We start from the raw sequence: 26,384 nt of genomic DNA on the forward strand, positions 1-26,384 counted from the left end.
GATATGGACGATCACACCCTGGCCGCGGCGCTGGCCGAGGAAGCAGGCCGACTCCTGCTCGATATCCGCCACGAAGGTGGTGCCGCCGGCGACCGGAAGTCCAACACCCTGCTGTTGGACCGGCTGCGGGTGGCGCGTCCCGAGGACGCCGTGCTGTCGGAGGAAAGCCCGGACGACCCGAGCCGCCTCGAACATTCGCGGGTTTGGATCATCGACCCGCTCGACGGCACGCGGGAGTACGGCGAACCGCCGCGTGACGACTGGGCGGTACATGTCGCCCTCGCGGTGGACGGCCGAGCAGTGGTCGGGGCGGTGGCGCTGCCCGCTGCCGGATTGGTGTTGCACACCGGGCATCCGCCCGCGCTTGTGCCGTCGCGATCCGGTCCCATCCGGGTGGCCGTATCGCGGAGCCGGTGCTCCGAAGAGGTCGGGCGGTTGATCACCGCGCTGTCGGCGACGCCGACCCCGATGGGGTCGGCCGGTGCCAAGGCGATGGCCGTCGTGCGCGGAACCGCCGACGTCTACGCCCATTCCGGCGGCCAATACGAATGGGATTCGTGCGCCCCGGTCGCCGTCGCGGCGGCGGCCGGACTGCACGTCTCGCGCCTCGACGGCACACCGCTGCGCTACAACCGCCCCGACTCCTACCTACCGGATCTGCTCATCTGTCGTCCGGAACTACGCGACACCGTGTTGACGGCACTGCGGAAGAGAATGTAATTCTCGAATGCGTAAGTTATATTGTCGCGGTGTTGAAGGCTCGGTTCCGCGGGATCCGAACAAGGATTCTTATCATTGCGCTGGTGCCCAGCCTGCTGCTGATCTGCGTCGCAGTGGGTACCTCGGTCTATCTGTTCGATGACGCTCGGCACGCCGAGGATTTCGCGCGCACCCTGGACAGTCACCTCACGCCCACGCGCGAATTGGTCCTCGCCGTGCAACAAGAACGACTGCTATCGGTGGCCGAGTTGGCGGGCGAGGTTGTCGCCCCCAATGCGCTGGGCGCCGCCCGGACGCGGTTCGACACCGCGCTGAATTCGCTGGCAGCGACCGAAGCCGCGTTCCAACGCGTGGGCGGCAGCGCGATGGGAAATGTGGTGGCGGCCTTCGACGAGTTGAAGACTCGGTTGCCGGAGCTGCGCCGCGCGATCGATGCCGGTCGGCTACCGCTGGCCGACGCCTATGACTTCTTTTGTCGACTATTGGACGGCATGGACGACGGTTCGGCGACGATCGGACAATTTGCTCCGGACGCGGCCATCGGCTCCGAACTCACCCGCAATCTCGGGCTGTTGCACGTGGTCGAATCCATGTCGCGCGCCAGCGCGCTGACCGCGGCAGCGGCCCGCCCGCAGGGGCTGTCGCCGACCCTGTTCGCCGAATACCGCAACCTGGTCAGTTACTACCACGTCGAGATCGCACGATTGGCAACCGAACTCGACGCCGCCGACGCACAGCGCATCGAGGATCTCACCGCTTCCCTGGGTTGGCAGCAGGTCAGCGCCATGGAAAACGCCATCATCGAGGTGCGACCCGGAAGTACGCCGCAGTTGCCGATGAGCCTCGCCCAGTGGCGCGCGGCCGCGGACGAGGTGAGTCAGCAATTGGTGACATTGTGGGTGGGGCACGCCCAGCAGGGCCAACAGCAAGCCGCCGATGTGGGTGCCCGGCGCGGCCGCAACTTGTTGCTGGCCGCGAGTGTCGTCGGTGCGGTCGCAGTGCTGGCGTTCCTCTTGTCGCTGTTGCTGGCCAACCAATTGATCGGGCGGCTGAAACGGCTGCGCTCGGAAACCCTTGCGGTGGCCGAGGTCCGGTTGCCGGAGACGATGCGGCGCCTGAACAGCGGGGCGCGGATCGATCCGAAAACCGAAGCCGCACAGCTGGATTTCGGTGTCGACGAGATAGGGCAGGTCGCGCAGGCATTCAATCGGGCCCACGACGCGGCGGTCGCGGCCGCGGTCACCGAGGCGCGCACCCGCGAGGGTGTGCGGGCGGTATTCAGCAATATCGCCCACCGCAGCCAGGTCGTCGTGCACCGCCAGCTGGAGATTCTCGATGCGGCCGAACGCCAGCAGGAGGATCCGGCACTGCTGGAAACCCTGTTCCAGCTCGACCATCTCGCCACACGCGGGCGTCGCAATGCCGAGAATCTGATCATTCTCGGCGGCGGTCGCCCGGGTCGGCAGTGGCGACGTCCGGTTCCGCTCGGGGATCTCGTCCGCAGTGCGGTCGCGGAAACCGTGCAATACGCGCGGGTGTACACCAATGCCGGGCTGCCGTCGGTATTCGTCAACGGTGCGGTGGTGGCCGATCTGATCCATCTACTGGCCGAACTGGTCGACAACGCGACCGGGTACTCGCCGCCGCAGTCGCGCGTGGATATCACCGGCAATCCGACCGATAAGGGTGTTGTCGTGGTGATCAGCGATCAGGGCATGGGCATGTCGGATTCGGAATTCGAACGGGCCAACGAAATGCTCTCCGACCCGCCGGATTTCAGTGTCGCGACGCTGTCGGCGGATGCCCGGCTCGGGCTGTTCGTGGTGGCCCGGTTGGGGATTCGGCACGGCATCTCGGTGCGCCTGACCGAATCCGACTACGGCGGAGTTCGCGCCAGCGTCGTGATTCCGACAGCTGTGCTGGCCTCGGATATCGCCGCGCCGATCGTCATATGACCGAGGTGGCTCCGATTCAATCGGACCGGGCGTCGGTCATCGTGGTCAGCGCCACCGGGCCGCTCCATCCGCACGGCTGCCCGCAGGTGGCGACGAGTTGCGATTCGGTGGCACCGTCGGCGAAGGTGCGGATCATCGATGCGGCGCTGGCGGGATAGCCGCAGCGCGGGCATTTGCCGAAGTAGTGGAGCACCTCGACGACCGAGAATCGGATGGGCGCATGCATGGTGTGACCTCAGTGGTTCGCGGACGGCGCGTCCGCCCAGCGCGCGATATCGGTTTGGTCGGCGCTCGGGCCCAGATCGGCGGCGGCGCGGGTCCACAGCTCGACGGCACGCTCGCCGAGTGCGGCCGGTATGCCGAGCGCGGCTGCCAGGTCGGTGGCGATGCGCATGTCCTTGAGCATGAGCGCGAGGGCGAATCCGGAGTCGAAAGTTTCCGGCAGGATCGCCTGCGGGAACTTGAGTTCGGTTGCGGCACTGCGCCCGCTCGCGGCATTGACGGTCTCGATGATCACGGCCGGGTCCAGGCCGAAACGACGTCCGGCCGCGACTGCTTCGGCGGCGGCGAGCAGGTTGACCGCGGCGAGCAGATTATTGATCGCCTTGACGGCATGACCGGCGCCCGATGAACCGATGTGCCGTACCTTGCCCAGCGGTGCCAGCACCGAATCGAGCTGGGCGACAATATCTTCCGGACCCCCGATCATGATCGTCAGGGTACCGGCCGCCGCCCCGCGCACGCCGCCGGACACCGGTGCGTCGACCAGCGTGATCCCGCGCCCGGCCAGCACCGTGGCCAGCCGCTGCGTCGACTGTGGTTCGGATGAGCTCATATCGATCACGATCGCGCCCGGTCCCAAGGTGGACAGCACCTGTTCGTCACCGAGTACGGATTCGACGACGGGGGAGCTGGGCAGCATGAGAATCAGGTGCGTGGCTCCGGCGGCGGCCGCGGCGGCGCTGGTCGCGACCCGTCCGCCGACGGCGGTCAGGCTCGCGCGGGCAGTCTCGGACGGGTCGAATCCGACGACGTCGAACCCCGCTTCGACCAACCGCCGCGACATGCGCGCGCCCATGGTGCCGAGGCCGAGGAAGGCGATGTGCCCGGTTTCGCGTTCAGACATCGGCGTGCTCCCGCAGGATCGGTCCGGCGATTCGGAAGGCTTCGACGCCGGCCGGGACGCCGGCGTAGATCGTCGCATGCAGTAGCACCTCCCGGATCTCGTCCGGGGTGACGCCATTGGTCAATGCGGCCCGCACATGCGTGGCGAATTCCGTGGCGCGGTTGAGGGCGGTCAGCATGGCCAGGGTGATCATCGATCGGGCCCGGCGGTCCAACTCGGGGCGCGTCCACACCGCACCCCAACAGTATTCGGTGACCAGATCCTGCAGCGGCGCGGAGAAGTCGGTGGCGGCGGCCAGCGCCCGGTCGACGTAGTCGGCGCCGACGACCTCGCGGCGGACCTGCAGTCCGGCGTCGTATCGCGCCCGGTGGTCGGGATCGATTGTCATATCCGGCAATCCTTTCGGCGGATCAGTCGAGGAACAGGTCCGGTGTCGGGTGCGTGCCGCCGCCGTAGCGGGACAGGTCCGTGACACCGCCGTAGCGGGTCAACGCCTCGGCGTCGATGAAGCAGTTGCCGGTGATCTGCCGCGCGGGCTGGGACACGATCTCGATCGCGGCGTCGGCCATGATCTCCGGACTGCGCGCGGCCGCGAGCTGGTTCGCGCCGTCGTCGAGGTTGGCCACTGCTGACGTGGCGATGAAGGTCTCGGGCCACAGGCAGTTGAAAGCGATTGCGGCCTCGGCGAATTCGGCGGCCCAGCCCTGTGACAGCAGCGTCATTCCGTATTTGGACAGCGTGTAGACCGGATGTGCGCCGAGCCAGCGCGGATTCATATTCACCGGCGGCGCGATGGTCAGCACATGCGGGTTGACCGAGTTGCGCAGGTGCGGCACACACGACTGGGTCAGCAGAAAGGTGCCGCGAATATTGATGTCGACCATCAGGTCGAACTTCTTGGGCGACAACCGCTCGGTCGGCTCGGTCGCGATGGCGCTGGCATTGTTGACGCAGATATCGATGCCGCCGAAGCGTTCCAGCGCGGTTTCCGCGACCCGCCGTACATCCTCCTCGCGGCGCACATCACCCACCACGGCGGCCGCCTTACCGCCCGCGGCCTCGATCTCGGCGGCCGCGGTGTAGACGGTGCCGGGCAGCCGTGGATGCGGTTCGGCCGTCTTGGCCAACAGCACCACGTTGGCGCCGCGGCGGGCGGCGGCGACCGCGATGGCCAGTCCGATACCGCGGCTGGCGCCGGAGATCACCATCGTGCGGTTGGTCAACGGTCGATGCGGATCGGGCATCGTGCTCCTCGATGTGACGTGTTGTGAGAACTCACTCGCTTCAAATGGTATTGGCATTCTCTTTTTTGGCAAGTAGCGTATTCACTGATGAACGACCAAGTGCAGACCTCGTCCGGCATCCCGCTCGAGCCGGTCTACGGACCGGAAGACCGGCGTGCCGATCCGCCCCAGCCGGGCGCATACCCCTTCACGCGTGGCAATTTCGCCTCCGGCTACCGGGGTCGGTTGTGGACGTTCCGGCAGTACTCGGGTTTCGGTACCGCGGAGGAATCCAACAGGCGCTACCGGTATCTGCTCGAACAAGGCGGCACCGGACTGTCGGTGGCGTTGGATCTGCCCACGCAATGCGGATACGACTCCGACGACCCCGAGGTGAGCGAGGAGGTCGGTCGGGTCGGCGTAGCCGTGGATACGCTCGCCGACGCCGAGGTGCTCTTCGACGGCATACCGCTGGACAAGATCAGCACCAGCTTCACCATCAACGGCACCGCGGCGATCCTGTTGGCGTTCTATGTGGCGGCCGCGGAGAAGAAGGGGGTACCGCGGGCAAAACTCACGGGCACCATCCAGAACGACATCCTCAAGGAATATGCCTCGCGCGGCACCTGGATCTGGCCGCCGGAACCGTCGCTGCGGCTGATCGCCGACACCATCGAGTTCTGCGCGGCCGAGGTCCCGCGGTTCAACGCGATCTCGGTGGCGGGCGCGCACTTCCGTGACGCCGGGGCGACCGCGGTGCAGGAGATGGCGTTCACTCTCGCCGACGGCGTGACCTACTGCGACACCGTGGTGGCGCGCGGCCGGATGACGATCGATCAATTCGCGCCACAGATCTCGTTCTTCTTCTATACCCACGGCGACTTTTTCGAGGAGATCGCGAAGTACCGTGCGGGTCGGCGTCGTTGGGCCACCCTGGTGCGTGAACGCTACGGCGCGAGCACGGATAAGGCGTCGATGTTCCGATTCGGCTGTGTCGCCGGTGGCGCGTCGTTGTACGCGCCGCAGGCCCAGAACAATCTGGTGCGGGTCGCCTACGAGTCGATGGCCTCGGTGCTCGGCGGGGTACAGTCGATGTTCACCGCCGCATGGGACGAGCCGTTCGCGCTGCCCAGCGAGGAGTCGGCGACGCTGGCGTTGCGCACCCAGCAGATCCTCGCCTACGAGACCGGTGTGACGCGGGTGGCCGATCCGCTCGGCGGCTCCTACTTCGTCGAGGCGCTCACCGATGCCACCGAGGCGCGCATTGTCGAGATCATGACCGATCTGGAGCAGCACGGCGGCATGGTGCGCTGCATCGAGGACGGCTATCTGCAGGGGCTGATCGCCGATGAGGCCTACCGGCTGCATCAGGAGGTCGAATCGGGTGCGCGTCCGGTGGTCGGGGTGAATCGATTCGTCTCCGATGAGCCCGCGCCCGATATCGACACCTATGAACTCGATGCCAAGGGGCGGGAATTGCAACTGAAGCGCCTTGCTCGGGTGAAGGCCGAACGAGACCCGGCCGCGGTGCGCGCCGGTCTCACCGCTTTGCGGCATGCCGCCGAAGGAGACGGAAATCTGATGCACAATCTGATCGACTGCGCCAACGCGTACTGCACGGTCGGCGAGATGACCGCAGCACTGAAATCGGTGTGGGGCGAATTCCAGCAGCCGGTGGTGTTCTGATGCCCGCGCGTGTACTCGTCGCCAAGCCGGGGTTGGACGGTCACGACCGCGGTGCCAAGATCGTCGCCCGCACGCTGCGTGACGCCGGGTTCGAGGTCATCTACACCGGCATCCGCCAGCGCGTGGAGGACATCGTGTCGATCGCGTTGCAGGAAGACGTCGCCGTGGTCGGTTTGAGCATCCTCTCCGGCACGCATGTGGCGATGACGACGCGCGTCGTGGATGCGCTGCGGGCCGCCGGCGCCGGTGATCTCGCGGTGGTGGTCGGCGGCACCATCCCGCAGGCGGATGTGCCGCGGCTGCTGGAAGCCGGTGCGGCCGCGGTCTTTCCGACCGGGACCGCGCTGGAGACGCTGGTCACCGAGATCCGCGCGCTGTGCTCACCCACCCCGTCGGCTCCGCCGACTACCGTCCCCGAGTGCTCACCCACCCCGTCGGCTCCGCCGACTACCGTCCCCGAGTGCTCACCCACCCCGTCGGCTCCGCCGACTACCGTCCCCGAGCGCTCACCCACCCCGTCGGCTCCGCCGACTGCCGTCCCCGAGACCGAAACCGCGACACCGTCGTGATCCGGTCGGGCCACAGTGCTGTGAAAAAGCTTGGAAACTGGAGGAATTCGTGCGAATCGGAGTGATGATCGGGCCGGAGAAGGGGGACTCCGCGCGCAAGCTCGCCAGGATGCTCGACGATATCGAATGGGCCGAAAGCGCGGGACTGGATACCGCGTGGATTCCGCAGATACCCACCGATTTCGATGCGCTGATCACCATCGCGCTGATGGGTAGGAAAACCACCCGTATCGAATTGGGTACGGCGGTCGTGCCGTTGCAGGCGCAGCATCCGATCGCCCTTGCCCGTCAAGCACTTTCGGCGCAGGCCGCGGCCGGTGGTCGGCTCGCGCTGGGTGTCGGCCCTTCGCATCACTGGATCGTGCGGGACATGCTCGGGCTGCCCTATGCCAAACCGGCGGCCTACACCCGCGATTATCTGGACGTGCTCACTGCCGGTTTGCGCGGGCCCGGCCAGGTCGATATCGAAAACGACAGCTTCACCGTGCACAATCCGCTCGACCTCGGCCCGGTGGCGCCGGTGCCGCTGCTGATCGCCGCACTCGGCCCGGTCATGTTGCGCATCGCCGGGGAACAGGCCGACGGCACCATTCTGTGGATGGCCGACGAGCGTGCCGTGGCCGACCATGTCGTCCCGAAGATCACCAAGGCCGCGGCCGAGGCCGGGCGACCCGCACCACGCATCGTCGCCGGGCTGCCGGTGTGCCTGTGCGCGCCGTCGGAGGTCGATGCGGCGAAGGCGCGGGCCAACCGGATTCTCGGCGAGGCCGAGGTCTCGCCCAACTACCAGCGGCTGCTGGAACAGGGTGCGGCCAGCGATATCGGTGATATCTGCGTCGCGGGTGACGAGCGGGCGATCGCGACGGGACTGCGCCGCTTCGCCGACGCGGGAGCCACGGATCTGTCGGTGCGGCTGCTGCCCATCGGCGATACCCGCGACGAACTCATCGCCTCCAAGCGCCGAACCCGGGAGATGATCGCCGAACTGGCGAAGGAATTGCGGTGAGCGACCGCGATTCCGGCGAGGCCGCGGGGCCGCTGGCGGGGATCCGGATACTCGAGGTCGGCACCATGCTCGCCGGTCCCTACGCCACGATGATGCTCGCCGATCTCGGTGCCGAAGTGACCAAGATCGAACCGCTGAACGGGGAGATCTCGCGGCAGGTCGGCGACTCCTATTTCGCCAGCCTCAATCGCGGCAAGCGCAGTATCCGACTCGAATTGACCAGCCCCGCCGGACAGCGTCGGCTGGCCGAACTCGTCGCGGAATCGCATGCGCTGCTGGTGAATTTGAAGCCGTCGGCGATCCGGCGCCTCGGCCTGACCTATGAGTCGCTCCGGCATTGCAACGAGCGCATCGTCTGTGTGGCGATCACCGGCTTCGGCTTGGACGGCGGTGACGACCCCGCCTTCGATTATGTGATCCAGGCGGCGACGGGTATCGCCGCGATGACGGGCGATCCGCAGGGGCCGCCCACGCTGCCCGGGTATTCCTCGGCCGACAACTCGACCGGCCTCACCGCCGCGCTCGGCCTGCTCGCCCAGATAGTCTCCGGTCGCGGCGGGCAGGTGGACGTCTCGCTGTACGAGGTGATGCTCTCGCAGCTGAACTACCATGCGTCGGCCTATCTCAACGACGGCAGACAGCCGCAACGCCGCAGGTTCGGCGCACATTCGTATTACGTTCCGGCACAGCTCTTTCCGACCGCCGACGGCCATCTCGCACTGTTCATCACCCACGACGGCTTCTGGAAGGTCTTCGCCGCCGAGGCGGGCGTCGACGGATTCGCGACAATGGCCGAGCGGGCCGCGCACCGTGACGAGGTACTCGCCGCGGTGACCGCGGCCTTGGCCACCGATACCGCATCCGGCTGGGAATCTCGCTTACGCCCGCTCGGCATCCCGGCGGCTGCGGTACGCACCCTGCCCGAAGCGCTGGCCGCCACCCCCGAAACCATCGTCACCGTGGGCGATTTCCGGCTGATCGGCAGTCCGATCCGGATCGCCGGATACCAGCCGCGATACGGTCCACCGCCGGTGCTCGGAGAACACGATGTGTAATCGGTGCCCGAGTGGGCACCGAGAGTACGGTTTCCGCAGGACGAGTCGGGTTCGAAACATTGCTCACAGGTGCGGCAGCCCGGTGTGAGTTCCGTGAAATATATTGGCCACGAAGAGAAAACGGGCTGCGACAACCGACTAACCGGACGGAAACCGACCGGTGCTGTCCTGAATGCATGGATATCACATCATGGTTCAGGTCCAAGTCCGCAGCGGGGACGGCCACGGTCGCCGAGCCCGGCACAATCTACGAGCAGATCGGCGGGCAGGAGGCGCTCGAGGCGGTAGTCGAGGACTTCTACGTACGAGTCCTCGCCGACGACCAGCTGGCGCCGTTCTTCACCGGTACGAATATGTCGCGGTTGAAGGGGCTGCAGGTCGAGTTCTTCTCCACTGCGCTCGGCGGCCCCGGCCCCTACACCGGTGCCCCGATGAAGCAGGTCCATCAAGGTCGTGGCATCACGATGGACCATTTCGGCCTCGTGGCCGGACATCTGACCGATGCGCTGACCGCCGCCGGGGTGCCGACGGCGCTGGTGGAACAGATCATCGGGGCCGTTGCCCCGCTGGCCGACGATATCGCGTCCGGCTCGGCCTCCTAGTCACCGCGCTGACCGCGCAGCCGATCGCCACCGCCATCGGACTGCCGGGCGCCGAAACGCTCGCTCCAGATGCTTGGCTGCGGCGTGTCGGTGGATTCCCGCTCATCGCCGATCCCGGGATCTGGCGCTACCACACCTCGTCCGACATCCTCGGCGTGCTTATCGCCCGAGTCGCCGGGCAATCGCTGGAAACGGTCTTGCGCGAGTGGATCTTCCGGCCTCTCGGGATGGTGGACACGAGTTTTACCGTGCCGCAGGCCAAACGCGACCGGCTGACGGTGTTATATGGTCCCGCACCGGATTTCGCCGTGCTGGACCACCCCCGGGACACCGCGTGGACAGCCGAGCCGCTGTTCGCCTCACCTACTCGGCGCCCGCCAGTGCCCGGACCGCCGCCAGGCGCGCGGGATCCGACAGCGCCGCAAGCACTTTCGACAGCCGCAGTGCTTCCGCGGCTGGATGTGATTCATCGATGACCAGGCTCGCCGCGATGGTCGCCTACCTCACCGCCCCCGACGCCCGCCTCATCACCGGCACCAGCATCACCATCGACGGCGGATTCACAGCCTGACACCTACCGGCACCGAAACATCCGGGCACCCTGTGTCGTAGCCGGGCACCCGAGACAGGGGATGCCCGGCTACCAGAAGGGGTGCCCGGTCTCAGGCGTTGTGTCGCGCTGGACAGCGCCGTGTCGAGGTGGCCGGGGCATGGGGATGCTCAGCGCTTGGCGGTGAGTCTGGCGATATTGGCCCGGAAGTCCTCGCTTTGGAACGTCAGGTCCTCGGCCGCAAGGGCATAGTCGAGGGTGGCCAGCACCGCTCGCTCGAGTTGGAGGTTGAGGACCCGCTTGGTGCTCTCCACCGCCTGTTGTGGAAGTTCGAGTATGCGCTGAGCGCAGGCCAGCGCCTCGGCTACCGGATCTTCGACAATGTGGTTGGCCAGGCCCATTTCGCGGGCCCTGGCGGCGGGGATCCGCGCACCGGTGATCGCGTATTCCTTGGCCAGCAGCAGACTCGTGTGCAGGGGCCAGGTGAGCGGGCCGCCGTCGGCGGCGACCAAGCCGACCTGTACATGCGGATCGGCCAGGTACGCGGTTTCGGCGATGTAGACCAGATCGCTCAATGCGACCAGACTGCAGCCGAGACCGACCGCGGGACCGTTGACCGCGGCGATCACCGGGATCCGGCAGCGGGCCATGCCGAGCACGATGTCGCGGCCGTCGGCGATCGTCTTGGCGCGCAACTCGCGGTCGCGGCTGAGTTCTTCGAGATAGGTGAAGTCGCCCCCGGCGGAGAAGGCCCGGCCCGCGCCGGTCAGCACCGCTACCCGCGCCGCGCTGTCCGCGCTCAGCCGCGGCCACAACCGGGCCAGCCCGGCGTGCAGCGGATCGTTGACGGCATTGAGGGCATCGGGCCGGTTCAGCGTGATGATCCGGACCGGGCCCTCGGCGCGAACGTCGATTTCGGCTGGCATGTCATACATTTCAAACTCCCAATCCCAGGATGCGCGCGGCGATGATGTTCTTCTGTATCTGTGAGGTACCGCCCATAACGCTCTGTGCGCGGCTGTAGAAGTAGGACCCGAGCAGTTCCGGATCGCGGGTACCGCCGACGGCCAGCGCCGCATGGCCGACCGCTTGGTCGACCCAGGTCATGAGCAGTTTGTCCAGCGATCCATCGGGCCCGTGGGTGATGCCGTCGAGCTGTTCGGAGAGTCGGCGCCGCACGTGCAGGCGCAGCATCTCGGTCTGCACTGCCGCCCAGGCGAGTTCCTCGGGCACCTTGCCCTCGACGCGAGTGGCCAGCTGACGCACCAGCTTTCCGTACCGAGCCGCGAATCCCAAGGTGGACGGCTCGCGTTCATGTCCGACGACGGTCATCGCCAGCTTCCAGCCCTCGCCCGGCGCACCGACCAACTGATCCGCCGACACGATCGCCCCGTCGAATTCCACCTGGCCGAATTCCCGGGTCACCCCGCTGATCATCCGCAGTGGCCGCTGCCGCACACCCGGCTGTTTCATCGAGATGATGAATGCCGAAATGCCTTTGTGCCGTGGGGCATCGGGATCGGTGCGAGCCAACAGCAGACACCAGTCGGCGACGTCGGAGTAGCTGGTCCAGATCTTGTGGCCGTTGACGACGTAATGGTCGCCAGCGCGCGTCGCGGTGGTCGCCAGCGCGGCCAGATCCGATCCGGCGCCCGGTTCGCTGAAGCCCTGGCACCAGCGCTCGGTGCCATTGATCATGCCGGGCAGGAATCGCTGCTGCAGTTCCTTGCTCGCGTGCCGCCCCAGGCCCGCGACCAGGTAGCCGAGGCTGGGCCGGGGCGGGGCACCCGCGACCGCCAGCTCCTCGTCCAGGATGACGTCGTAGACCGGCGAAAGCTCGTGGCCACCGAATTCGCGCGGCCACGACAGCCCGAAGAATCCGGCCGCGTAGAGCGCCTGATGCCATTCGCCCTGCCGTGCCCAGTATTCGTCACCCGAGGTCGGAAAGGTTCCGGCGACCTCGGCCAGCCAGGCGCGCAGCCGGTTTCGGAATTCGGCCTCCTGCGGTGCGTCACGAAAGTCCATGGTCGATCTCCTCCAGGCTGACGGGGAACAACTCGGTCGAGGTGAGGGCCCGGCGCAGGTACACGTGCGCGAGGCATTCCCAGGTGTTGCCGATACCGCCGTGCACCTGAATCGCGGTCTCGCACACTGTCCGCGCGGCCCGCGCGCAGTACAGCTTTGCGATCCGCGCCGCACGCATCGATTCGGCGTGCGGCAATTCGTCGACCGCCCAGGCCGCGTGGCGCGCGACACTGATCGATCCCTCGATCAGTGCCTGGCTCTCGGCGAGCAGATGGGCCACCGCTTGATACGAACCGATCGTATTGCCGTACTGCGCACGGACTTTCGCATACTCGACGGCGAGGGACTGGGCGCCGCGGGCGACACCGACCAGATCGGCGGTCGTGGCCACCAGCGCCAATGTCTGCCACTGCGTCACTTGATCGGCGCTCAGTTCGCCGAGCAAGTCGCGCCGACCGGTGAGCTCCGCGTCGACCCTGGTGAGATCCGCGCCGGGGAGTTCGGCACCGAGGCCGCTGACAAGCAGTTGGCCATCGGCGATCACGAGGGCGCGGTCGGCGCCGTGCGCGTCGACCGCCCGGTCGGTAACCGCGATGGTCCAGCGATGCTCGTCGGCCGGGCGTCCGCGCAGCTCGTCGGCCAGTACCGGCCCCAGGAACGGCGCATCCACCAGGCCGCGACCGAACTCCTCGGCCACGATCGCCACCTCGACGCCGGAGGCGCCGTCCGAGCGCAGTGCCCGCCAGCCGGTCTGGTCGATCGCCTTCTCCAGCCGGGCGACCCTGGCCGCGTCGTCGAGGTCGAGTACCGAGCCGGGGCCGAGGTCGTCGGCCAATTTCGCGGCGGCGTCCCGCAATTGTCGCTGTTCACTCGTGAGACGAACGTCCATACTGCTCCTTGAGAATTCGGCGCAACACCTTGCCGGAGGGCAGGCGCGGGATTTCGGGGACGAACACCACGTGGCGCGGTCGCTTGTAGCCGGCCAGCCGGTCGCCGACCAGTGCGATGAGTTCGTCGGCGGTGACCGGCGCGGTGCGAGTTACTGCCGCGACGATCGCCTCCCCGTCGGCGGGGTCGGCGATGCCGAACACCGCGCAGTCGCCCACCGCCGGATGTCCGTGCAGTACGGCCTCGATTTCGGCGGGCGCCACCTGGAAGCCGCGGACCTTGAGCATTTCCTTGGATCGGTCGGTCACCTGGACCCAGCCGTCGGCACCGATGCGGCCGATATCACCGGTCCGGTACCAGCCGTTGTCGAAGGCATCGCCGGTCGCCTCGGCCGGTAGATAACCGGCCATCAGCGACGGCGACCGCGCCTGGATTTCACCGATCTCGCCCGCGCCCAACGGTTCTCCGCTCAGCACCGACACCACCCGCAGTCGCACCTCCGGTGCGGCTTTTCCGACACTGTCGTACCGCACGTCACCGATCGGACTGCACGCGATGACCGGCAGTTCGGTGGTCCCGTACGCGGGCAGCCAGCCGACACCGGTTCGGGCGGTGACGGTTGCGGCGACGCCCGCGGTGACCGGCGTGGCACCCCACATGATGTAGCGCAACGAGGACAGGTCATAGGACTCGAGCTCGGGCTGTGCGGCCAGTGCCAATGCGATGGGCGCGACGGCCATCTCGATCGTGATCCGGTCCTCGGCGATGCACCGCAGCATCCGTTCCAGATCGAAGCGGCGGTGCAGCCGCATCCAGGCGCCCGCCTCCAGCACGGTGACGATATTGAGCAGCCCGAGAATGTGTGAGGGCGGCGTGACGATCTGCAGGCGGTCGTAGGAGTTCAGCTCCAGCACCCGGGTCCAGTGCCGCACCGCGGCGGCGAGGGAGGCGTGGGTGTGCCGCACCGCCTTCGGCAATCCGGTAGTGCCCGAACTGAATACGAGCACCGCGTCGGATTGTGGATCGGGTCGCCCGAAGGTGCGCGTCAGCGCGGTGATCGGCTCGTCGAGGTGACGTGTCGGCAGCAGCTCGGCCAATATCGGCACATCGCCGAGCCCGTACACCGGTTCGGTCAGCGCCAGGGCATGTTCGACCTCGGCACGTTTCCAGGCCGGACTGATCAGCACCGGTGTCGCGCCCAATCGCCAGGTCGCCAGCACGGCGACGACGAATTCCGGCCGGTTCGACGACATCAGCGCCACGCGCTGACCGGCGCGCACACCCCGTCCGACCAACTCCAGGGCCAGGCCCGCGGCCAGTCGATCCAGCTGCCCGCGCGTGTACTCCCGGTACTCGAAGGCGAGGGCAACCGGTTCGGTGCGCGCGGTCGCGGCAGGGGTGGCACCGCGGCTGTCGTTCGACCCCATTTGAGAAGATCCTGTCTCGTTGGAGAGAATACAATTCTCATTGTATTAGAATCTTAATACCAGGAGGAGGCAGTCCATGGCGAGACCCCCGTTGTTCCAGCGCGCGACCGTGACCCGGATCGTCAAAGAGAGCGCCGACGCGCGCACCTATGTGCTCGCCCCGCACGACGGGCCGATCGCTTATCAATCCGGGCAGTTCTGCACGTTCCGGGTCCAGGTGGACGGCAAGGACCTGTACCGCTCCTACTCGATGTCGAGTGCGCCGGAAACCGACGGTGAGCTGATGACCACGGTCAAGCGGGTGCCCGGGGGGCAGGTCTCGAACTGGCTGCACGACAACGTGGTCGAGGGCGACGAACTGGAGCTGACCAGGGCGGCGGGCCGGTTCTGCCTGCGCCCGACCGAGGCAGCGCTGCTCGGCTTCAGCGGCGGCAGCGGCATCACGCCGATCCTGTCGCTGGCCAAGAGCGCACTGGCGAGCACCGCCAGGCGGGTGCGGCTACTGTGCGCGGACCGCGATCGGGAGTCGGTGATCTTCGAGGCGGTACTCGCGGAACTGAGCGGCCGCTATCCGGGACGACTCGAGGTGATTCGCCACCTGGACTCCGACCGCGGCTTCCTGACTCCCGAAGCGGTCCGAGATTTCGTCGGCGCGGACGGCGGTGCCGACTGCTACGTCTGCGGACCCGAGGCCTTCATGGAGATGATCGAAAACGCCCTGCCCGGACCGGGTCTGGTGTTCAGTGAACGATTCGGCGCGCCCGCCCCGGCGCTGCCCGCTACCCCCGCGACCGTCGAAACTCCCAGGGCCACAACCCCGGTCGCGACCACCGACAACACGGTGACCGTCATCCTGAAGGGCAAGAAGAAGTCGGTCCCGCGCAAGGACGGCGAAACACTGCTCGAAAGCGCCCGCCGCGCCGGTCTGGCACCCCCGTTCTCCTGCGAGGCAGGTAACTGCGCCACCTGCATGGCCAAGGTGACCAAGGGCCACGCCACTCTGCGCCGCAACGACGCACTGACCGACGACGAACTCGCCGACGGATATGTCCTCACCTGCCAGGCCGTGCCCGATACGGACTCCATCACCGTCGACTACGAGTAATACCCCACGTCCCGCCGCCCCCGCCCCACCGAACAGGGGCAAGGTGCGAGATGCGCTACTGGCCAAGTGATCACGTGGAACCTGTGGCGCACTCTCTCGGCCGATACCGCCACCAGTCCCACGTGATCGGTCGACCAACACCGCTTCTCCTCGTCGTCCCGGTCTGAGCCAGGCGGTGGTTCAGTGCTTACGGGCGATCCGGGGCGGCGGGCCAGGATAGGCGCAGGTCTTGGGCGTGCGGGTTCCGTCGGTCATGGCAGCATGCATGCGTCACAAGCAGATCTTGGCGACACGCGGCGGATAGCAGGTTGTCAGGATGCTGTGGCGACGGCCTGGATGGCTCGCAGGCGTCCGTCGGTCAAGGCGTTGGTGAGGTGCTCGGCCTTTTCGCGGAAGTCGGGGACGAACGCGTGCAGTCCGAGTGGGGTGGGCGGAAGGGCGAGGACGGTGCGCATGGTTGTCACAGCATCCGAAGTAAGGTCGGCCCAATGCTCGACGGTGTAGCCGGCCGACTCGATCGTGGCGCGTAGTGCGGCCGGTGTGGCCAGATGGCTGTGTTCGGGGCCGTCCGCCCAGGGCAGGGGATAGTCGAGTGCGTTGCCGTCACCGGCCACGATGTCCCACACGGCGAGTCGGCCGCCGTCGATGGTGACCCTGCGTGCCTCGCGATACAGGCGTTCCTTGTCGAGCACGTTCATCTGGACGTGCTGGCTGAATACCACGTGGAATGCGGCATCGGCGAAGGGGAGTTCCGTCACGTCGGCCTGGCGGACGACTATCCGATCGTCCACGCCGACAAGGTGATTGAGCCAGCGGGCGGTGTCGCAGTATTCCGCGACCATATCGACCCCGGTGACCCGGCATCGAAAGCGGGTCGCGAGGTACCGTGCGGTGCCGCCGATGCCGGTGCCCGCGTCGAGCACCTCGGTCGTAGGTGCCGGGGCGACCAGGTCCGCGAGCTGGTAGGTCGCGATGCGGCCACCGGTGTGGAAATCCTCGAGTAGCGCGAGATCGGCGGGTTCGAGCCGGTCGAGTTCTTTCCCGGCGGCGACGAGTGCCTGTTCGATATTGCTGCGGGACGTCCCGGTCGCGTATTGCTCCAGGATCTGGGTGTCGGTCATGTCGGTCTCCCTGGTTGTTCCGGCGGCTGCGCCCTGGTCGTTCATGGACTCCCCGCTGCCCGGCCGATGGGCCGGAGCCTGGTGAGCACCTCGCGCCGGCCTCGGGTGGCCAGTCCGAGCTGCGTGGCCTGCTCGAAATCGATGACGCCCGTGAGCAATCCGAGCACAGCATGCGGAGGACCGTCCAACACGAGGTCGGGATCGGGGGCCGCACCGGTGTGCGAGCTGACCCGGCCCGCGCCGACCTCGAGGACGGCATGCGCATCGGCGGAGCTGAGCTGAATAGTCGCGGGCGGCGCGTCCGGAGCGTTGTCGGCGACGAACCACTCCGGCGCGTACGCGAGCCACTGCGCCCGGAAGGTGTCCTCGGGGCGCACGCTGGTCATAAAGCGAAGTCCCCACAGTCCCAGCGCCTGCAGCGCGGGTTCCAGGGCCAGACCGGTTTCGGTGAGCCGGTAGAGGGTGGTCGCCACGGGTGGCGGTGCATCGTCGCGGCTGATCAGTTCAGCCTGCTCGAGCTCCCGCAGTCGGGTCGACAACAGGTTGGCGGCGATTCCGGGCAACCCGTTCTTCAGGTCGGTGAATCGGGCCGGGCCCTGCAGGAGCAGCTCGCGAACGATCAGCAGCGTCCAACGGTCTCCCACCACGTCGAGCGCCCTGGCGATCGAGCAGTACTGGTCGTAGCTCCGCATGTCGACATCATATCGCACTTGAAGTACATAAAATCAACTTATTAGTTGAAAAACTCTACTAACTGCCGATATGTCATCGCGCGGCCGATTCGAACAGCGCTATCAAGGGGTTCGTGGATGCTGGCGCGGCGACCACCATGCCCGTGCGACCGGCAGCCACCTGGCACGCGGTAGCGGCGATCGCTGGTGTGGCCGTTTTCGGCGTCCTCGCCACGACGTCTTCGGTGGGGACCGAAACCGGGCTCAGCCTTGTCGCCGACGTGCGCGCAAGGCCCCGAAGACGGTTCGTCTTCGGGGCCTGTGTGCCGATCATCCCCGCGGAATCAGGACTTCCGAGCGCTGCACCGTGCCGGTGATACCGCTGGCATCCTGGCTTGCCAGCAGCACGGCAGCGCGGGCCATTGTTTCCGGTGGCTCGACCATGCTCGGCGGAATCTTTTGTCCACCGCCACCGGCCTGCCAGCCTTCGGTCAATACCACCCGGGTCGGGCTCAGGCAGTTGACCGCGATGTTGTCGTCCTTGAGTTCCGCGGCGAGGCCGAGGTAGAGGCGTTCGACGGCGGCTTTGGATACCCAGTACGCGTTGGCGCCGCGGATCATATCGACGCCGGTGGTGGTGATCGCGATGAGTGAACCGCCGCCGCGGGCTTTCAGTTGCGGTATGACGGCCTTGGTTGCGAGGAAGACACCGGTCAGGTTGACGTCCATGCACAGTTGCCAGCGCTTGAGTGGGGTGGTCTCGATCGGGCCCAACCACAGCACGCCCGCATTGGCGACCAGGATATCGATGCCGCCCAATGTCGAAACCGTTGCGGCCACCGCCTTTTCGACCGATTCCTCGCTGGTGACATCGCATACGACGGGCAATGCCGTGCCGCCCGCGGCGATGATCCGATCGGCGACCGAATTGATGGTGCCCGGCAGCCTGCCCTCGGTTTCCGAGCGCGCGGCAACGGCCACCGCCGCACCGGCCGCGGCCAGGCCCGTGGCTATCGCCGCGCCGATGCCGCGACTGGCGCCCGCCACGAAGGCGACCTTGCCGCTGAGTGCCGCGCCCGCTGGATGCCCGGTCATTTCGGTGGGAAGCGCAGCGCGCCGTCGAGCCGGATGACCTCGCCGTTGAGGTAGTCGTTCTCGATGATCGACTGGGTCAACTGCGCGTATTCGACCGAGCGGCCCATCCGCTTGGGGAAGGGCACCTGGGGTCCCCAATAGCCCTCCAACTGGTCGGCGGCCTTGCCGTAGGCGGGAGTGTTGACCGTGCCGGGCGCGATGGTGACCACTCGAATGCCGAGCGGGGAAAGGTCGCGGGCCGCCACCAGGGTCATGCCGATGACGCCGCCCTTGGCCGCCGAATACGGGAGTTGGCCGATCTGGCCCTCGTACCCCGCGATCGAGGCGGTGTTGACGATCACACCGCGCGCGCCCTCCTCCAGTGCCTCGGTTTTGGCGATGGCCGCGGCCGACAGGCGCAACACATTGAAGACGGCGGTCAAATAGAACTCGATGGTGGTGCGGAAGCCGTCGAGTGCCAGTGGCGAGCCGTCCTTGCCGACGAGGCGGCCGCCGCTGGCCGGGCCGCCGTGGGTGTCGACCGAAATGCGCAGCGGCCCAAGTGATTCTGCCTCGGCGATGGCCGCGAGCACCGACTCCTCACTGGTCGCGTCGGTGTGCACGTAGCGGATGCCGAGCTCGTCTTCGAGTTCTTTGCCCTTGTCGTCGGCGACATCGGCGACCACCACCTTCGCTCCGGCGGCGTGCAGGCGGCGCACGGTGGCCTCGCCCAGTCCGCCGGTACCGCCGACGACGATGGCAGCGCTCCCACTGATCTGCATATCGCAATCCTCTCTTGCAACTAACACTCTCCTATGGAGAGAATAATGTTCTCATGAATATCAGCATGATCCTAGACATGGCCGCGTCGGCCGGCGATCGGACCGTGATCACGGTCGGTGATCGTTCGCTGACCGCCGCCGCCCTGCTCGACAACGCCCGCCGCGCGGCCACCCGGTTCCAGCCGTACCCCGCGGTGCTGTATCTGGGCGCGAATCACCTGGCCTATCCGGTCGCGCTCTTCGGGGCGGCGCTGGCCGGGGTGCCCTTCGTGCCGCTGAACTACCGGCTCGGCGAACAGCAGTTGGCCACGCTGCTCGATCGCCATCCGGGGGCGCTGGTGCTGCGCCCCGACGACCTCGATGCCTTGATCGAGGAGGTGGCTGTGTCCGACGCGGCCGACGTCGAGGTGCCGTGGGATGGCAACGCGGTCGCCGCGATCATCTACACCAGCGGCACCACCTCCGAACCCAAGGCGGCGCTGCTGCGGCATCGGCATCTGATGGCCTATCTGCTGAACACCGTGGAGTTCGGCGCCGCGGATCCGGCGGATGCGGCGCTGGTATCGGTGCCGCCCTATCACATCGCGGGTCTGACGAATCTGCTGTCGAATCTCTATGCCGGCCGCCGCGTGGTCTACCTGGCGGCATTCGACGCGTCCGGGTGGCTGGAAACCGTTCGGCGCGAACGGATTACCCACGCCATGCTGGTGCCGACCATGTTGGCGCGCATCGTCGCGGCCGTCGACGGTGCCGACGCGGATCTGCCGACGCTGGCCAGTCTCGCCTACGGTGGCTCCCGCACGCCGCGCCCGGTGCTCGAGCACGCGCTGCGGGTACTTCCGGACACCGGCTTCGTCAACGCGTACGGACTCACCGAGACCGCGTCCTCGATCGCGGTACTCGGACCCGACGATCACCGTGCGGCATTCGCATCCGAGGATCCAGCCGTCCGTGATCGGCTCGGCTCGGTGGGGCAGCCGCTCCCCGGGATCGAGATCCAGATCCGCGCTGAGTCCGGCGCATCCGCCGGGGTGGGGGAGGTCGGACTGGTGTTCGTGCGCGGCGAGCAGATCTCCGGTGAATACGGCGGCCGCAGCGCCCTGGATGCCGAAGGCTGGTTCCCCACCAGGGATCTGGGCCGATTGGATGCCGACGGCTATCTGTTCATCGAGGGGCGTGCCGACGACACCATCATTCGCGGCGGCGAGAACATCGCGCCCGCCGAGATCGAGGACGTGCTGCTGGAGTATCCGGGCATCACCGAAGCAGCGGTGATCGGGGTGCCGGATCCGGAGTGGGGACAGCGGCTGGTCGCGGTGCTCGTCGGCGTCGGCGAGCCGGACGAGATCAAACAGTGGGTCCGCACGCGGCTGCGGTCGTCGAAAACGCCCGACACCGTCGTCTTCCGCCGCGAACTGCCCAAGACCGAGACCGGAAAACTGCTGCGCCGCAACCTCGTCACCGAAATGGAGAACACCAATGCCTGAAGCCGTCATCGTGTCCGCACTGCGCGCTCCGATCGGAACCGCCCGCAAGGGCACGCTGCGCGATACCAATGCCTTCGACCTGGCCGAGCACGTGGTAGCCGCGGCCGCCGAGGGACTCGACCCGACCCGCATCGATGACGTCGTCCTCGGCGAGGGTCGCTACGGCGGCGGTGTGCTGGCCCGGCACGCGGCGATCACCGCCGGGTTGACCAATGTCGCCGGTCTCGCGCACAACCGGCACTGCGCCGCCGGTATGGCCGCGGTGCAGACCGCGGCCGCCGGAATCCGCGCGGGTATGGACGAACTCGTCATCGCCGGTGGCGTGAATTCCGAATCCACCGCGCCGCGGGTGCGCTTCCGGGTCGGCCCGGACGAATGGATCGACCCGTGGGTCGCGCCGAGCCACCCGGATCGGCCCGACGCGCCCTGCCTGGACATGTCGATCACGGTCGGCTGGAATACCGCGGTGGCGTCCGGGATTTCGCGGGCGGAGATGGACGGGTGGGCATTGCGCTCGCACCGCAATGCCATCGCCGCCATCGACGAGGGCCGGCTCGAGGAGGAGATCGTGCCGATCGACACTCCGCACGGACTGTTCGCGGTCGACGAGCACCCGCGCCGGGACACCAGTCTGGAAAAGCTGGCCGGATTGAAGGTGCTGCACCCGGAGATCGAGGGCTTCAGCATTACCGCGGGCAATGCGTCGGGCTCCAACGACGGCGCCGCGGCCCTGGCCATTGCCAGTGACCGGCTCGGATTGCCCGCCCTCGGCATCATCCGCGGATGGGCCTCGGTCGGTGTCGATCCGCACGACACCGGGCTGGCCCCGATCGAGGCGATCACCAAGGCCGTTGCCAGGGCTGGTATTTCGCTGTCGGAGGTGAGTCTGTACGAGATCAACGAGGCATTCGCCTCGGTGCCGATCGCGGCGATCAAGGCGCTCGATCTCGATCCCGATCGGGTCAACTTCAGCGGCAGCGGTTGCTCGCTCGGCCATCCGGTCGCCGCCACCGGAGCCAGGATGATCGTCACCTTGGTGCACGAATTGCGGCGGCGCGGTGGCGGTTTCGGCATCGCGGCGCTGTGCGCGGGTGGCGGGATGGGTTCGGCCACCGTCATCGAGGTTCCGGCTCCGTAGCGCGTGGGGACCATAGCGGAGCTCATCGCCGCCGCGCGGGCCGGATCGGTGCGGGCCACGGGGCGGTTGCTGAGCGCGGTCGAGGGGGCGCGGCGCGACGAGGTGCTCGCACTGCTCGACCCGGTCCCGGTACGGGTCATCGGAGTCACCGGCCCGCCGGGCGCGGGTAAATCGACCACGATCGCGGCACTGGTCGCCGCCTATCGCGAGCGCGGTCTGCGGGTGGCCGTGCTCGCGGTCGATCCGTCGTCGCCGTACAGCGGCGGTGCGCTGCTCGGTGACCGGATTCGGATGGCGCAGCACATCAACGATCCCGATGTGCTGATCCGATCGGTGGCGACCCGCGGTCATCTGGGTGGACTCGCGGCCGCGGTGCCCGCCGCCATCCAACTGCTCGGCGCGCTGGGCCATGAGCTGATCCTGCTCGAAACCGTCGGTGTCGGGCAGTCCGAGATCGAGATCGCCGCGATCGCCGACCCCACCCTGGTGATTTTGAATCCCGGTGCGGGAGACGCGATTCAGGCCGCGAAGGCCGGACTGCTCGAGGTCGCCGACATTCTCGTCGTCAACAAGGCCGACCGGGAGGGCGCGGACCGGACCGTGCGCGATCTGCGTCAGGAGTCCGTCGCCCCGATCCTCACCCTGATCGCGGCCAAGGGGGTGGGGATCGCCGAGTTGGTGGCCGCGATCGACGCGCACCACCGCACCGACACCGTCGACCGCCGTACCGCGCGGGCACGGGCCCAGATCCTGTCCCTGGCGCAGACCCGCCTACGGACCGATCCGGCGTTGGCTGACTTGGCGGATGCGGTCGCGGCCGGACGGCTGGACGCGTACACCGCGGCCGAGCGGCTGCTCACGGTTCGCATTTCGTCGGAAATAGCGTATACAGTTTATGAGAATGACATTTCCACATGATGGAGGACGGCATGGCAAAGGCGCTCGCGCCCGATGTCTCGACGTGGCCGGCGGAACATCCGCAGTTGATCGGCAGTCGCTGCGCCGCGTGCAGCGCGGTCACCTGGCCCAAACAACCGCGGTGTCCGCGGTGCAGCGGCCCGGACATGTCCGAACGGCTGCTGCCCCGTCGCGGCACGCTCGTCGCGTGGACCACCCAGGGCTTCGTTCCGAAACTGCCGTACGCGGGTAAGGAGTCGGCCGAAAACTTCGAGCCGTTCGGGATCGGCCTGATCCAGCTGGGCGATGACGTGCGGGTGGAAGCCCGGCTGACCGTGGCCGAACCGGCCGAGCTGCGCTTCGGGATGGATGTCGAACTGGCCTTCGTCCCCCTTTATGTCGACGACGACGGAGACGAAGTCGTCACGGTCGCTTTCGCGCCGGTCTGAACAGCGACTACGGCCACCTAGGAGATTTGAATGAACGACGTTGCCATCATCGGCGTCGGCCTGCACCCGTTCGGCCGCTTCGCCGAGTCGGCCATCGAAATGGGCGCCGACGCAATCCAGTTGGCGCTGACCGACGCCGGTGTCGAGTGGAAGGACATCCAGTTCGGATTCGGCGGCAGTTATGAGGTCAGCAATCCCGACGCCGTGACCCGGCTGGTCGGACTGACCGGAATTCCGTTCACCAATGTGTTCAATGCCTGTGCCACCGCCGCCAGTTCGATCGAGCAGACCGCGGAGGCGATCCGGTCCGGACGATACGACATCGGCATCGCGGTCGGCATGGACAAACATCCCCGCGGCGCCTTCACCGATGATCCGGCCAAACTCGGCCTGCCCGCGTGGTACGCGGAGAACGGACAGTTCGTCACCACCCAGTTCTTCGGGATCAAGGCGAACCGCTATATCCACGAGCACGGCATCTCCCAGCGCACCCTGGCCAGGGTCGCCGCGAAGAACTTCCGCAATGGCGCGCTCAATCCGAATGCCTTCCGGCGCAAGCCGATTCCGGAGGACGAGATTCTGAACTCGACCATGCTCAACTATCCGTTGACGCAGTACATGTTCTGCTCGCCCGACGAGGGCGCCGCGGCCGTGATCATGTGCCGCGGGGATATCGCGCACCGCTACCGTAGCGATCCGGTGTATCTGCGCTCGACCGCGATCCGTACCCGCCGCTACGGCGCGTACGAGGTGCACAGCACCTGGGCGGCCATCGACGAGGACGTCTCGCCGACGGTGTACGCCTCTCGGGCCGCCTTCGAGGCGGCCGGGATCGGGCCCGAGGATGTCGATGTGGTCCAACTCCAGGACACCGACGCGGGCGCGGAGGTGATCCACATGGCGGAGAACGGTTTCTGCGCCGACGGCGACCAGGAGAAGCTGCTCGCCGAGGGGGCGACGGAGATCGGCGGACGGCTGCCGGTGAATACCGATGGCGGCCTCATCGCCAATGGTGAACCCATCGGTGCCTCCGGTATCCGGCAGGTGTACGAACTGGTGCTGCAATTGCGTGGCCAGGCCGGTGCGCGTCAGGTGCCGGGTACTCCGCGCGTCGGTTATGCCCAGGTCTACGGGGCGCCCGGCACCGCGGCGGCATCGGTGCTCAGTATCTGACGGTGTTTTCGACCCACCACCCGGCGAGGAGCAGTAGCCGATGCGGATACATAAGGGGCAGGTCGCCGTGATCACCGGCGGTGCGAGTGGCATCGGCTACGGCCTGGCCGAGGCGCTTGCCGCGCGTGGCGTTCGGCTCGTCCTCGGCGATATCCGAGAGGACGGCCTGACCGCGGCGGCGGCATCGTTGCGCGGCGCCGAGGTCACTGCCGTGGTGGCCGATGTCAGCGACGAGAAATCGGTGTGCGCGCTGGCCGAGCGCGCGCTGGCTGCCTACGGCCGGGTGGATCTGGTCTGCAACAACGCTGGGGTGGTGTGCCCGGCCGCACCGCTGTGGGACCAGGACGCGCGCACCTGGCAGCGGATGATCGGGGTCAAGATTCTCGGTGTCGTCCACGGCGTCAAGGCATTCGCGCCGCTGCTCATCGCGCAGGGCACCGGCCATTTCCTCAACACCGCATCTTCCGGCGGCCTCGCCCCGCTGCCCGGCCGCACGCCCTACACCGGCACCATGCACGCAGTGGTCGGTCTGACCGAGACACTCGATCTCGAGCTCAAACGGGTGGCGCCCGCGCTGGGCGCCACCGTGCTGTGCCCTGGCCTGGTCGACACCCCGCTCGGACAGAACTCCGCCGCGCTGGGCGCAATCGAACTACCGGCCGGTGACGGCGCGGCACCCTCGATGCGCAGCCTGGCTGCCGCGCGCGGTGGCATCCTGTCCCCGCGCGAGGTCGCCGAGTCCGCGCTCGCCGCTGTCGAAGCCGGTCGCGTCCACGTGGCTCCGGGTGATGGGGTGGCCACTCGAGCACGGGCACGGGTGGACGCACTGCTGGCCGACATCACCGTCGCCTGACCCGAAAGATGAACGTGGACGCCGGTAATCGCCCCGATACCAACCCACTTCGGTGGCGCGATACCGCATGAACTGGACCGAATCACCGTCGTATCGGACGCTGTCTGAACCGATTTCGGTTCCGGCGCACCGACTCACGGCGCGACCGGTGCCAGCAGAATCCCGACTATCGCGTCGATCAGTCCCGACGCGGTGCCGGTCCAGCTGGTCCGCAAGGTCGGCAGGCCATGGGCGAGTGCGTATTCCCGCTCGGCACAGACCGCCAGCAACAGGTGGTTGGCCAGGTCCAGGCGTGCCAGCCGCACCGGGTTCGGGAGATCGGGCAGGCAGCGGTGACAACCGTCGAGCACCCGCCACAGTGTCGGTGCGGCGAGCGATTCGTCGATCATGATCTCCCGGAACCTCGGATCGGTCATCGCTTGCGCGGCGAACCGCGCGAACCATGTCGGATCGCCCAGCGCGGCAAGATGTTCGGTCAGCGGGCGGACCAGGCAGGACACCCAATCCCGCGCGTCCGCTGAGTCGGCGACCGCCGCAACCATATGTCCGCGAGCCTTTTCGACCGCGTCGAGGTGCCTTTTCGCGATCGCGCGCACCAGATCGGCTTTGCCGCCGAAGTGGTAGCCGACGGCGGCGTTATTGCCTTGTCCTGCCGCCTCGCTGATCTGCCGGTTCGATACCGAGAGCAGGCCGCATTCGGCGAATAGCCGTTCCGCCACAATCAGAATCAGCTGCCGCGTCTCTTCGGCACGAACGGACCTGCGGACGGACCCGTCACGAATCTCCCTCACGCTGCGCGATC

At 67.4% G+C, this 26,384-nt stretch carries 27 protein-coding genes and 1 pseudogene; 15 read left to right on the plus strand and 13 right to left on the minus strand.

The genetic code is table 11. The features are described 5' to 3' along the window. Positions 1-3: 3 nt before the first annotated feature. Together AB0L58_RS15215 and AB0L58_RS15220 are read left to right on the plus strand one after the other, a co-directional pair. Positions 4-720: a 3'(2'),5'-bisphosphate nucleotidase CysQ gene (locus tag AB0L58_RS15215; protein WP_364386800.1), complete on the plus strand. Its 717-nt coding sequence runs from the start codon at positions 4-6 to the stop codon at positions 718-720. An 83-nt stretch (positions 721-803) separates the two neighbouring features. After that, entirely contained in the window at positions 804-2,675 is a 1,872-nt protein-coding gene (locus AB0L58_RS15220) for a nitrate- and nitrite sensing domain-containing protein (protein ID WP_364386802.1), read from the plus strand. 16 nt (positions 2,676-2,691) lie between these two features. Here the strand turns inward: AB0L58_RS15220 and AB0L58_RS15225 are convergent, their stop codons facing one another. From AB0L58_RS15225 to AB0L58_RS15240, 4 genes are read right to left on the minus strand one after another with little or no spacing between them, the layout of a single operon-like run. Continuing rightward, positions 2,692-2,901, minus strand: a complete 210-nt coding sequence (locus tag AB0L58_RS15225) for a hypothetical protein (RefSeq protein WP_364386804.1) — start codon at positions 2,899-2,901, stop codon at positions 2,692-2,694. Between the two features lie 9 nt (positions 2,902-2,910). Continuing rightward, positions 2,911-3,801 (minus strand): NAD(P)-dependent oxidoreductase, encoded by an 891-nt coding sequence (locus AB0L58_RS15230; protein WP_364386806.1) that lies wholly within the window; start codon positions 3,799-3,801, stop codon positions 2,911-2,913. Further along, a complete protein-coding gene (gene pcaC, locus AB0L58_RS15235) occupies positions 3,794-4,189 on the minus strand; it encodes a 4-carboxymuconolactone decarboxylase (protein ID WP_364386808.1) in 396 nt (131 codons plus the stop codon). The genes AB0L58_RS15230 and pcaC overlap by 8 nt, the downstream gene beginning before the upstream one ends. Before the next feature lie 22 nt (positions 4,190-4,211). After that, a complete protein-coding gene (locus AB0L58_RS15240; protein WP_364386810.1) occupies positions 4,212-5,045 on the minus strand; it encodes an SDR family oxidoreductase in 834 nt (277 codons plus the stop codon). Between the two features lie 87 nt (positions 5,046-5,132). Here AB0L58_RS15240 and AB0L58_RS15245 point away from each other — a divergent pair, with 87 nt between their 5' ends. The 6 genes and pseudogenes from AB0L58_RS15245 to AB0L58_RS15270 all read left to right on the plus strand — a co-directional run bounded on the left by AB0L58_RS15245 (position 5,133) and on the right by AB0L58_RS15270 (position 10,418). Beyond that, positions 5,133-6,710, plus strand: a complete 1,578-nt coding sequence (locus AB0L58_RS15245) for a methylmalonyl-CoA mutase family protein (RefSeq protein WP_364386812.1) — start codon at positions 5,133-5,135, stop codon at positions 6,708-6,710. Beyond that, positions 6,710-7,081, plus strand: a pseudogene (locus AB0L58_RS15250) (cobalamin B12-binding domain-containing protein); the annotation flags it as partial. The gene AB0L58_RS15245 and the pseudogene AB0L58_RS15250, both read left to right, overlap by 1 nt. A gap of 247 nt (positions 7,082-7,328) precedes the next feature. Further along, positions 7,329-8,285 (plus strand): LLM class F420-dependent oxidoreductase, encoded by a 957-nt coding sequence (locus AB0L58_RS15255; protein WP_364386814.1) that lies wholly within the window; start codon positions 7,329-7,331, stop codon positions 8,283-8,285. Continuing rightward, positions 8,282-9,340 (plus strand): CoA transferase, encoded by a 1,059-nt coding sequence (locus AB0L58_RS15260; RefSeq protein ID WP_364386816.1) that lies wholly within the window; start codon positions 8,282-8,284, stop codon positions 9,338-9,340. The genes AB0L58_RS15255 and AB0L58_RS15260 overlap by 4 nt, the downstream gene beginning before the upstream one ends. 176 nt (positions 9,341-9,516) lie before the next feature. Beyond that, the gene (locus AB0L58_RS15265) at positions 9,517-9,942 is read left to right on the plus strand and encodes a group 1 truncated hemoglobin (RefSeq protein WP_364386818.1); all 426 of its coding nucleotides are present in this window, start codon (positions 9,517-9,519) and stop codon (positions 9,940-9,942) included. 77 nt (positions 9,943-10,019) lie between these two features. Continuing rightward, positions 10,020-10,418, plus strand: coding sequence for a serine hydrolase domain-containing protein (locus AB0L58_RS15270; protein ID WP_364387570.1), 399 nt, complete (start codon positions 10,020-10,022; stop codon positions 10,416-10,418). A gap of 244 nt (positions 10,419-10,662) precedes the next feature. On the opposite strand, the gene AB0L58_RS15275 is transcribed toward AB0L58_RS15270, so the two are convergent. Genes AB0L58_RS15275 through AB0L58_RS15290 form a run of 4 tightly spaced genes read right to left on the minus strand, consistent with a single transcriptional unit; the run spans position 10,663 to position 14,832 of the window. Beyond that, complete coding sequence (locus tag AB0L58_RS15275; RefSeq protein ID WP_364386820.1) at positions 10,663-11,427, minus strand: enoyl-CoA hydratase/isomerase family protein; 765 nt, start codon at positions 11,425-11,427, stop codon at positions 10,663-10,665. A 1-nt stretch (position 11,428) separates the two neighbouring features. Continuing rightward, positions 11,429-12,517: an acyl-CoA dehydrogenase family protein gene (locus AB0L58_RS15280; protein ID WP_364386822.1), complete on the minus strand. Its 1,089-nt coding sequence runs from the start codon at positions 12,515-12,517 to the stop codon at positions 11,429-11,431. Next, complete coding sequence (locus tag AB0L58_RS15285) at positions 12,504-13,406, minus strand: acyl-CoA dehydrogenase family protein (protein ID WP_364386825.1); 903 nt, start codon at positions 13,404-13,406, stop codon at positions 12,504-12,506. The genes AB0L58_RS15280 and AB0L58_RS15285 overlap by 14 nt, the downstream gene beginning before the upstream one ends. Continuing rightward, on the minus strand, positions 13,384-14,832 hold the full coding sequence (locus tag AB0L58_RS15290) for an AMP-binding protein (RefSeq protein WP_364386827.1): 1,449 nt from the start codon (positions 14,830-14,832) through the stop codon (positions 13,384-13,386). The genes AB0L58_RS15285 and AB0L58_RS15290 overlap by 23 nt, the downstream gene beginning before the upstream one ends. A gap of 76 nt (positions 14,833-14,908) precedes the next feature. Here AB0L58_RS15290 and AB0L58_RS15295 point away from each other — a divergent pair, with 76 nt between their 5' ends. Further along, the gene (locus AB0L58_RS15295) at positions 14,909-15,937 is read left to right on the plus strand and encodes a ferredoxin--NADP reductase (protein WP_364386829.1); all 1,029 of its coding nucleotides are present in this window, start codon (positions 14,909-14,911) and stop codon (positions 15,935-15,937) included. A gap of 311 nt (positions 15,938-16,248) precedes the next feature. On the opposite strand, the gene AB0L58_RS15300 is transcribed toward AB0L58_RS15295, so the two are convergent. From AB0L58_RS15300 to AB0L58_RS15315, 4 genes are all read right to left on the minus strand, one after another. Beyond that, entirely contained in the window at positions 16,249-17,058 is an 810-nt protein-coding gene (locus tag AB0L58_RS15300; RefSeq protein ID WP_364386831.1) for a methyltransferase domain-containing protein, read from the minus strand. A 41-nt stretch (positions 17,059-17,099) separates the two neighbouring features. Next, positions 17,100-17,750 (minus strand): helix-turn-helix domain-containing protein, encoded by a 651-nt coding sequence (locus AB0L58_RS15305; RefSeq protein WP_364386833.1) that lies wholly within the window; start codon positions 17,748-17,750, stop codon positions 17,100-17,102. 309 nt (positions 17,751-18,059) lie between these two features. Further along, a complete protein-coding gene (locus AB0L58_RS15310; protein ID WP_364386835.1) occupies positions 18,060-18,824 on the minus strand; it encodes an SDR family NAD(P)-dependent oxidoreductase in 765 nt (254 codons plus the stop codon). Continuing rightward, positions 18,821-19,585: an SDR family NAD(P)-dependent oxidoreductase gene (locus tag AB0L58_RS15315; RefSeq protein ID WP_364386837.1), complete on the minus strand. Its 765-nt coding sequence runs from the start codon at positions 19,583-19,585 to the stop codon at positions 18,821-18,823. Before AB0L58_RS15315 ends, AB0L58_RS15310 begins: the two co-directional genes overlap by 4 nt. Before the next feature lie 53 nt (positions 19,586-19,638). Here AB0L58_RS15315 and AB0L58_RS15320 point away from each other — a divergent pair, with 53 nt between their 5' ends. The 6 genes from AB0L58_RS15320 to AB0L58_RS15345 are packed head-to-tail and all read left to right on the plus strand — an operon-like array spanning position 19,639 to position 25,582. Further along, entirely contained in the window at positions 19,639-21,072 is a 1,434-nt protein-coding gene (locus AB0L58_RS15320; protein WP_364386839.1) for an AMP-binding protein, read from the plus strand. Further along, positions 21,065-22,210, plus strand: coding sequence for a thiolase family protein (locus tag AB0L58_RS15325; RefSeq protein WP_364386841.1), 1,146 nt, complete (start codon positions 21,065-21,067; stop codon positions 22,208-22,210). Before AB0L58_RS15320 ends, AB0L58_RS15325 begins: the two co-directional genes overlap by 8 nt. Before the next feature lie 3 nt (positions 22,211-22,213). Beyond that, positions 22,214-23,128: a GTP-binding protein gene (locus AB0L58_RS15330; RefSeq protein WP_364386843.1), complete on the plus strand. Its 915-nt coding sequence runs from the start codon at positions 22,214-22,216 to the stop codon at positions 23,126-23,128. 11 nt (positions 23,129-23,139) lie between these two features. Next, the gene (locus AB0L58_RS15335; protein ID WP_364386845.1) at positions 23,140-23,556 is read left to right on the plus strand and encodes an OB-fold domain-containing protein; all 417 of its coding nucleotides are present in this window, start codon (positions 23,140-23,142) and stop codon (positions 23,554-23,556) included. 30 nt (positions 23,557-23,586) lie between these two features. After that, positions 23,587-24,729, plus strand: a complete 1,143-nt coding sequence (locus tag AB0L58_RS15340; RefSeq protein ID WP_364386847.1) for a thiolase family protein — start codon at positions 23,587-23,589, stop codon at positions 24,727-24,729. Positions 24,730-24,769: 40 nt separating this feature from the next. After that, positions 24,770-25,582: an SDR family NAD(P)-dependent oxidoreductase gene (locus tag AB0L58_RS15345; protein ID WP_364386849.1), complete on the plus strand. Its 813-nt coding sequence runs from the start codon at positions 24,770-24,772 to the stop codon at positions 25,580-25,582. Positions 25,583-25,716: 134 nt separating this feature from the next. Here AB0L58_RS15345 and AB0L58_RS15350 read toward each other — a convergent pair whose 3' ends face one another. Further along, positions 25,717-26,364: a TetR family transcriptional regulator gene (locus tag AB0L58_RS15350; RefSeq protein WP_364387572.1), complete on the minus strand. Its 648-nt coding sequence runs from the start codon at positions 26,362-26,364 to the stop codon at positions 25,717-25,719. Positions 26,365-26,384: the final 20 nt, after the last annotated feature.

Source organism: Nocardia sp. NPDC052112, from assembly GCF_040680135.1.
Lineage (GTDB): Bacteria > Actinomycetota > Actinomycetes > Mycobacteriales > Mycobacteriaceae > Nocardia.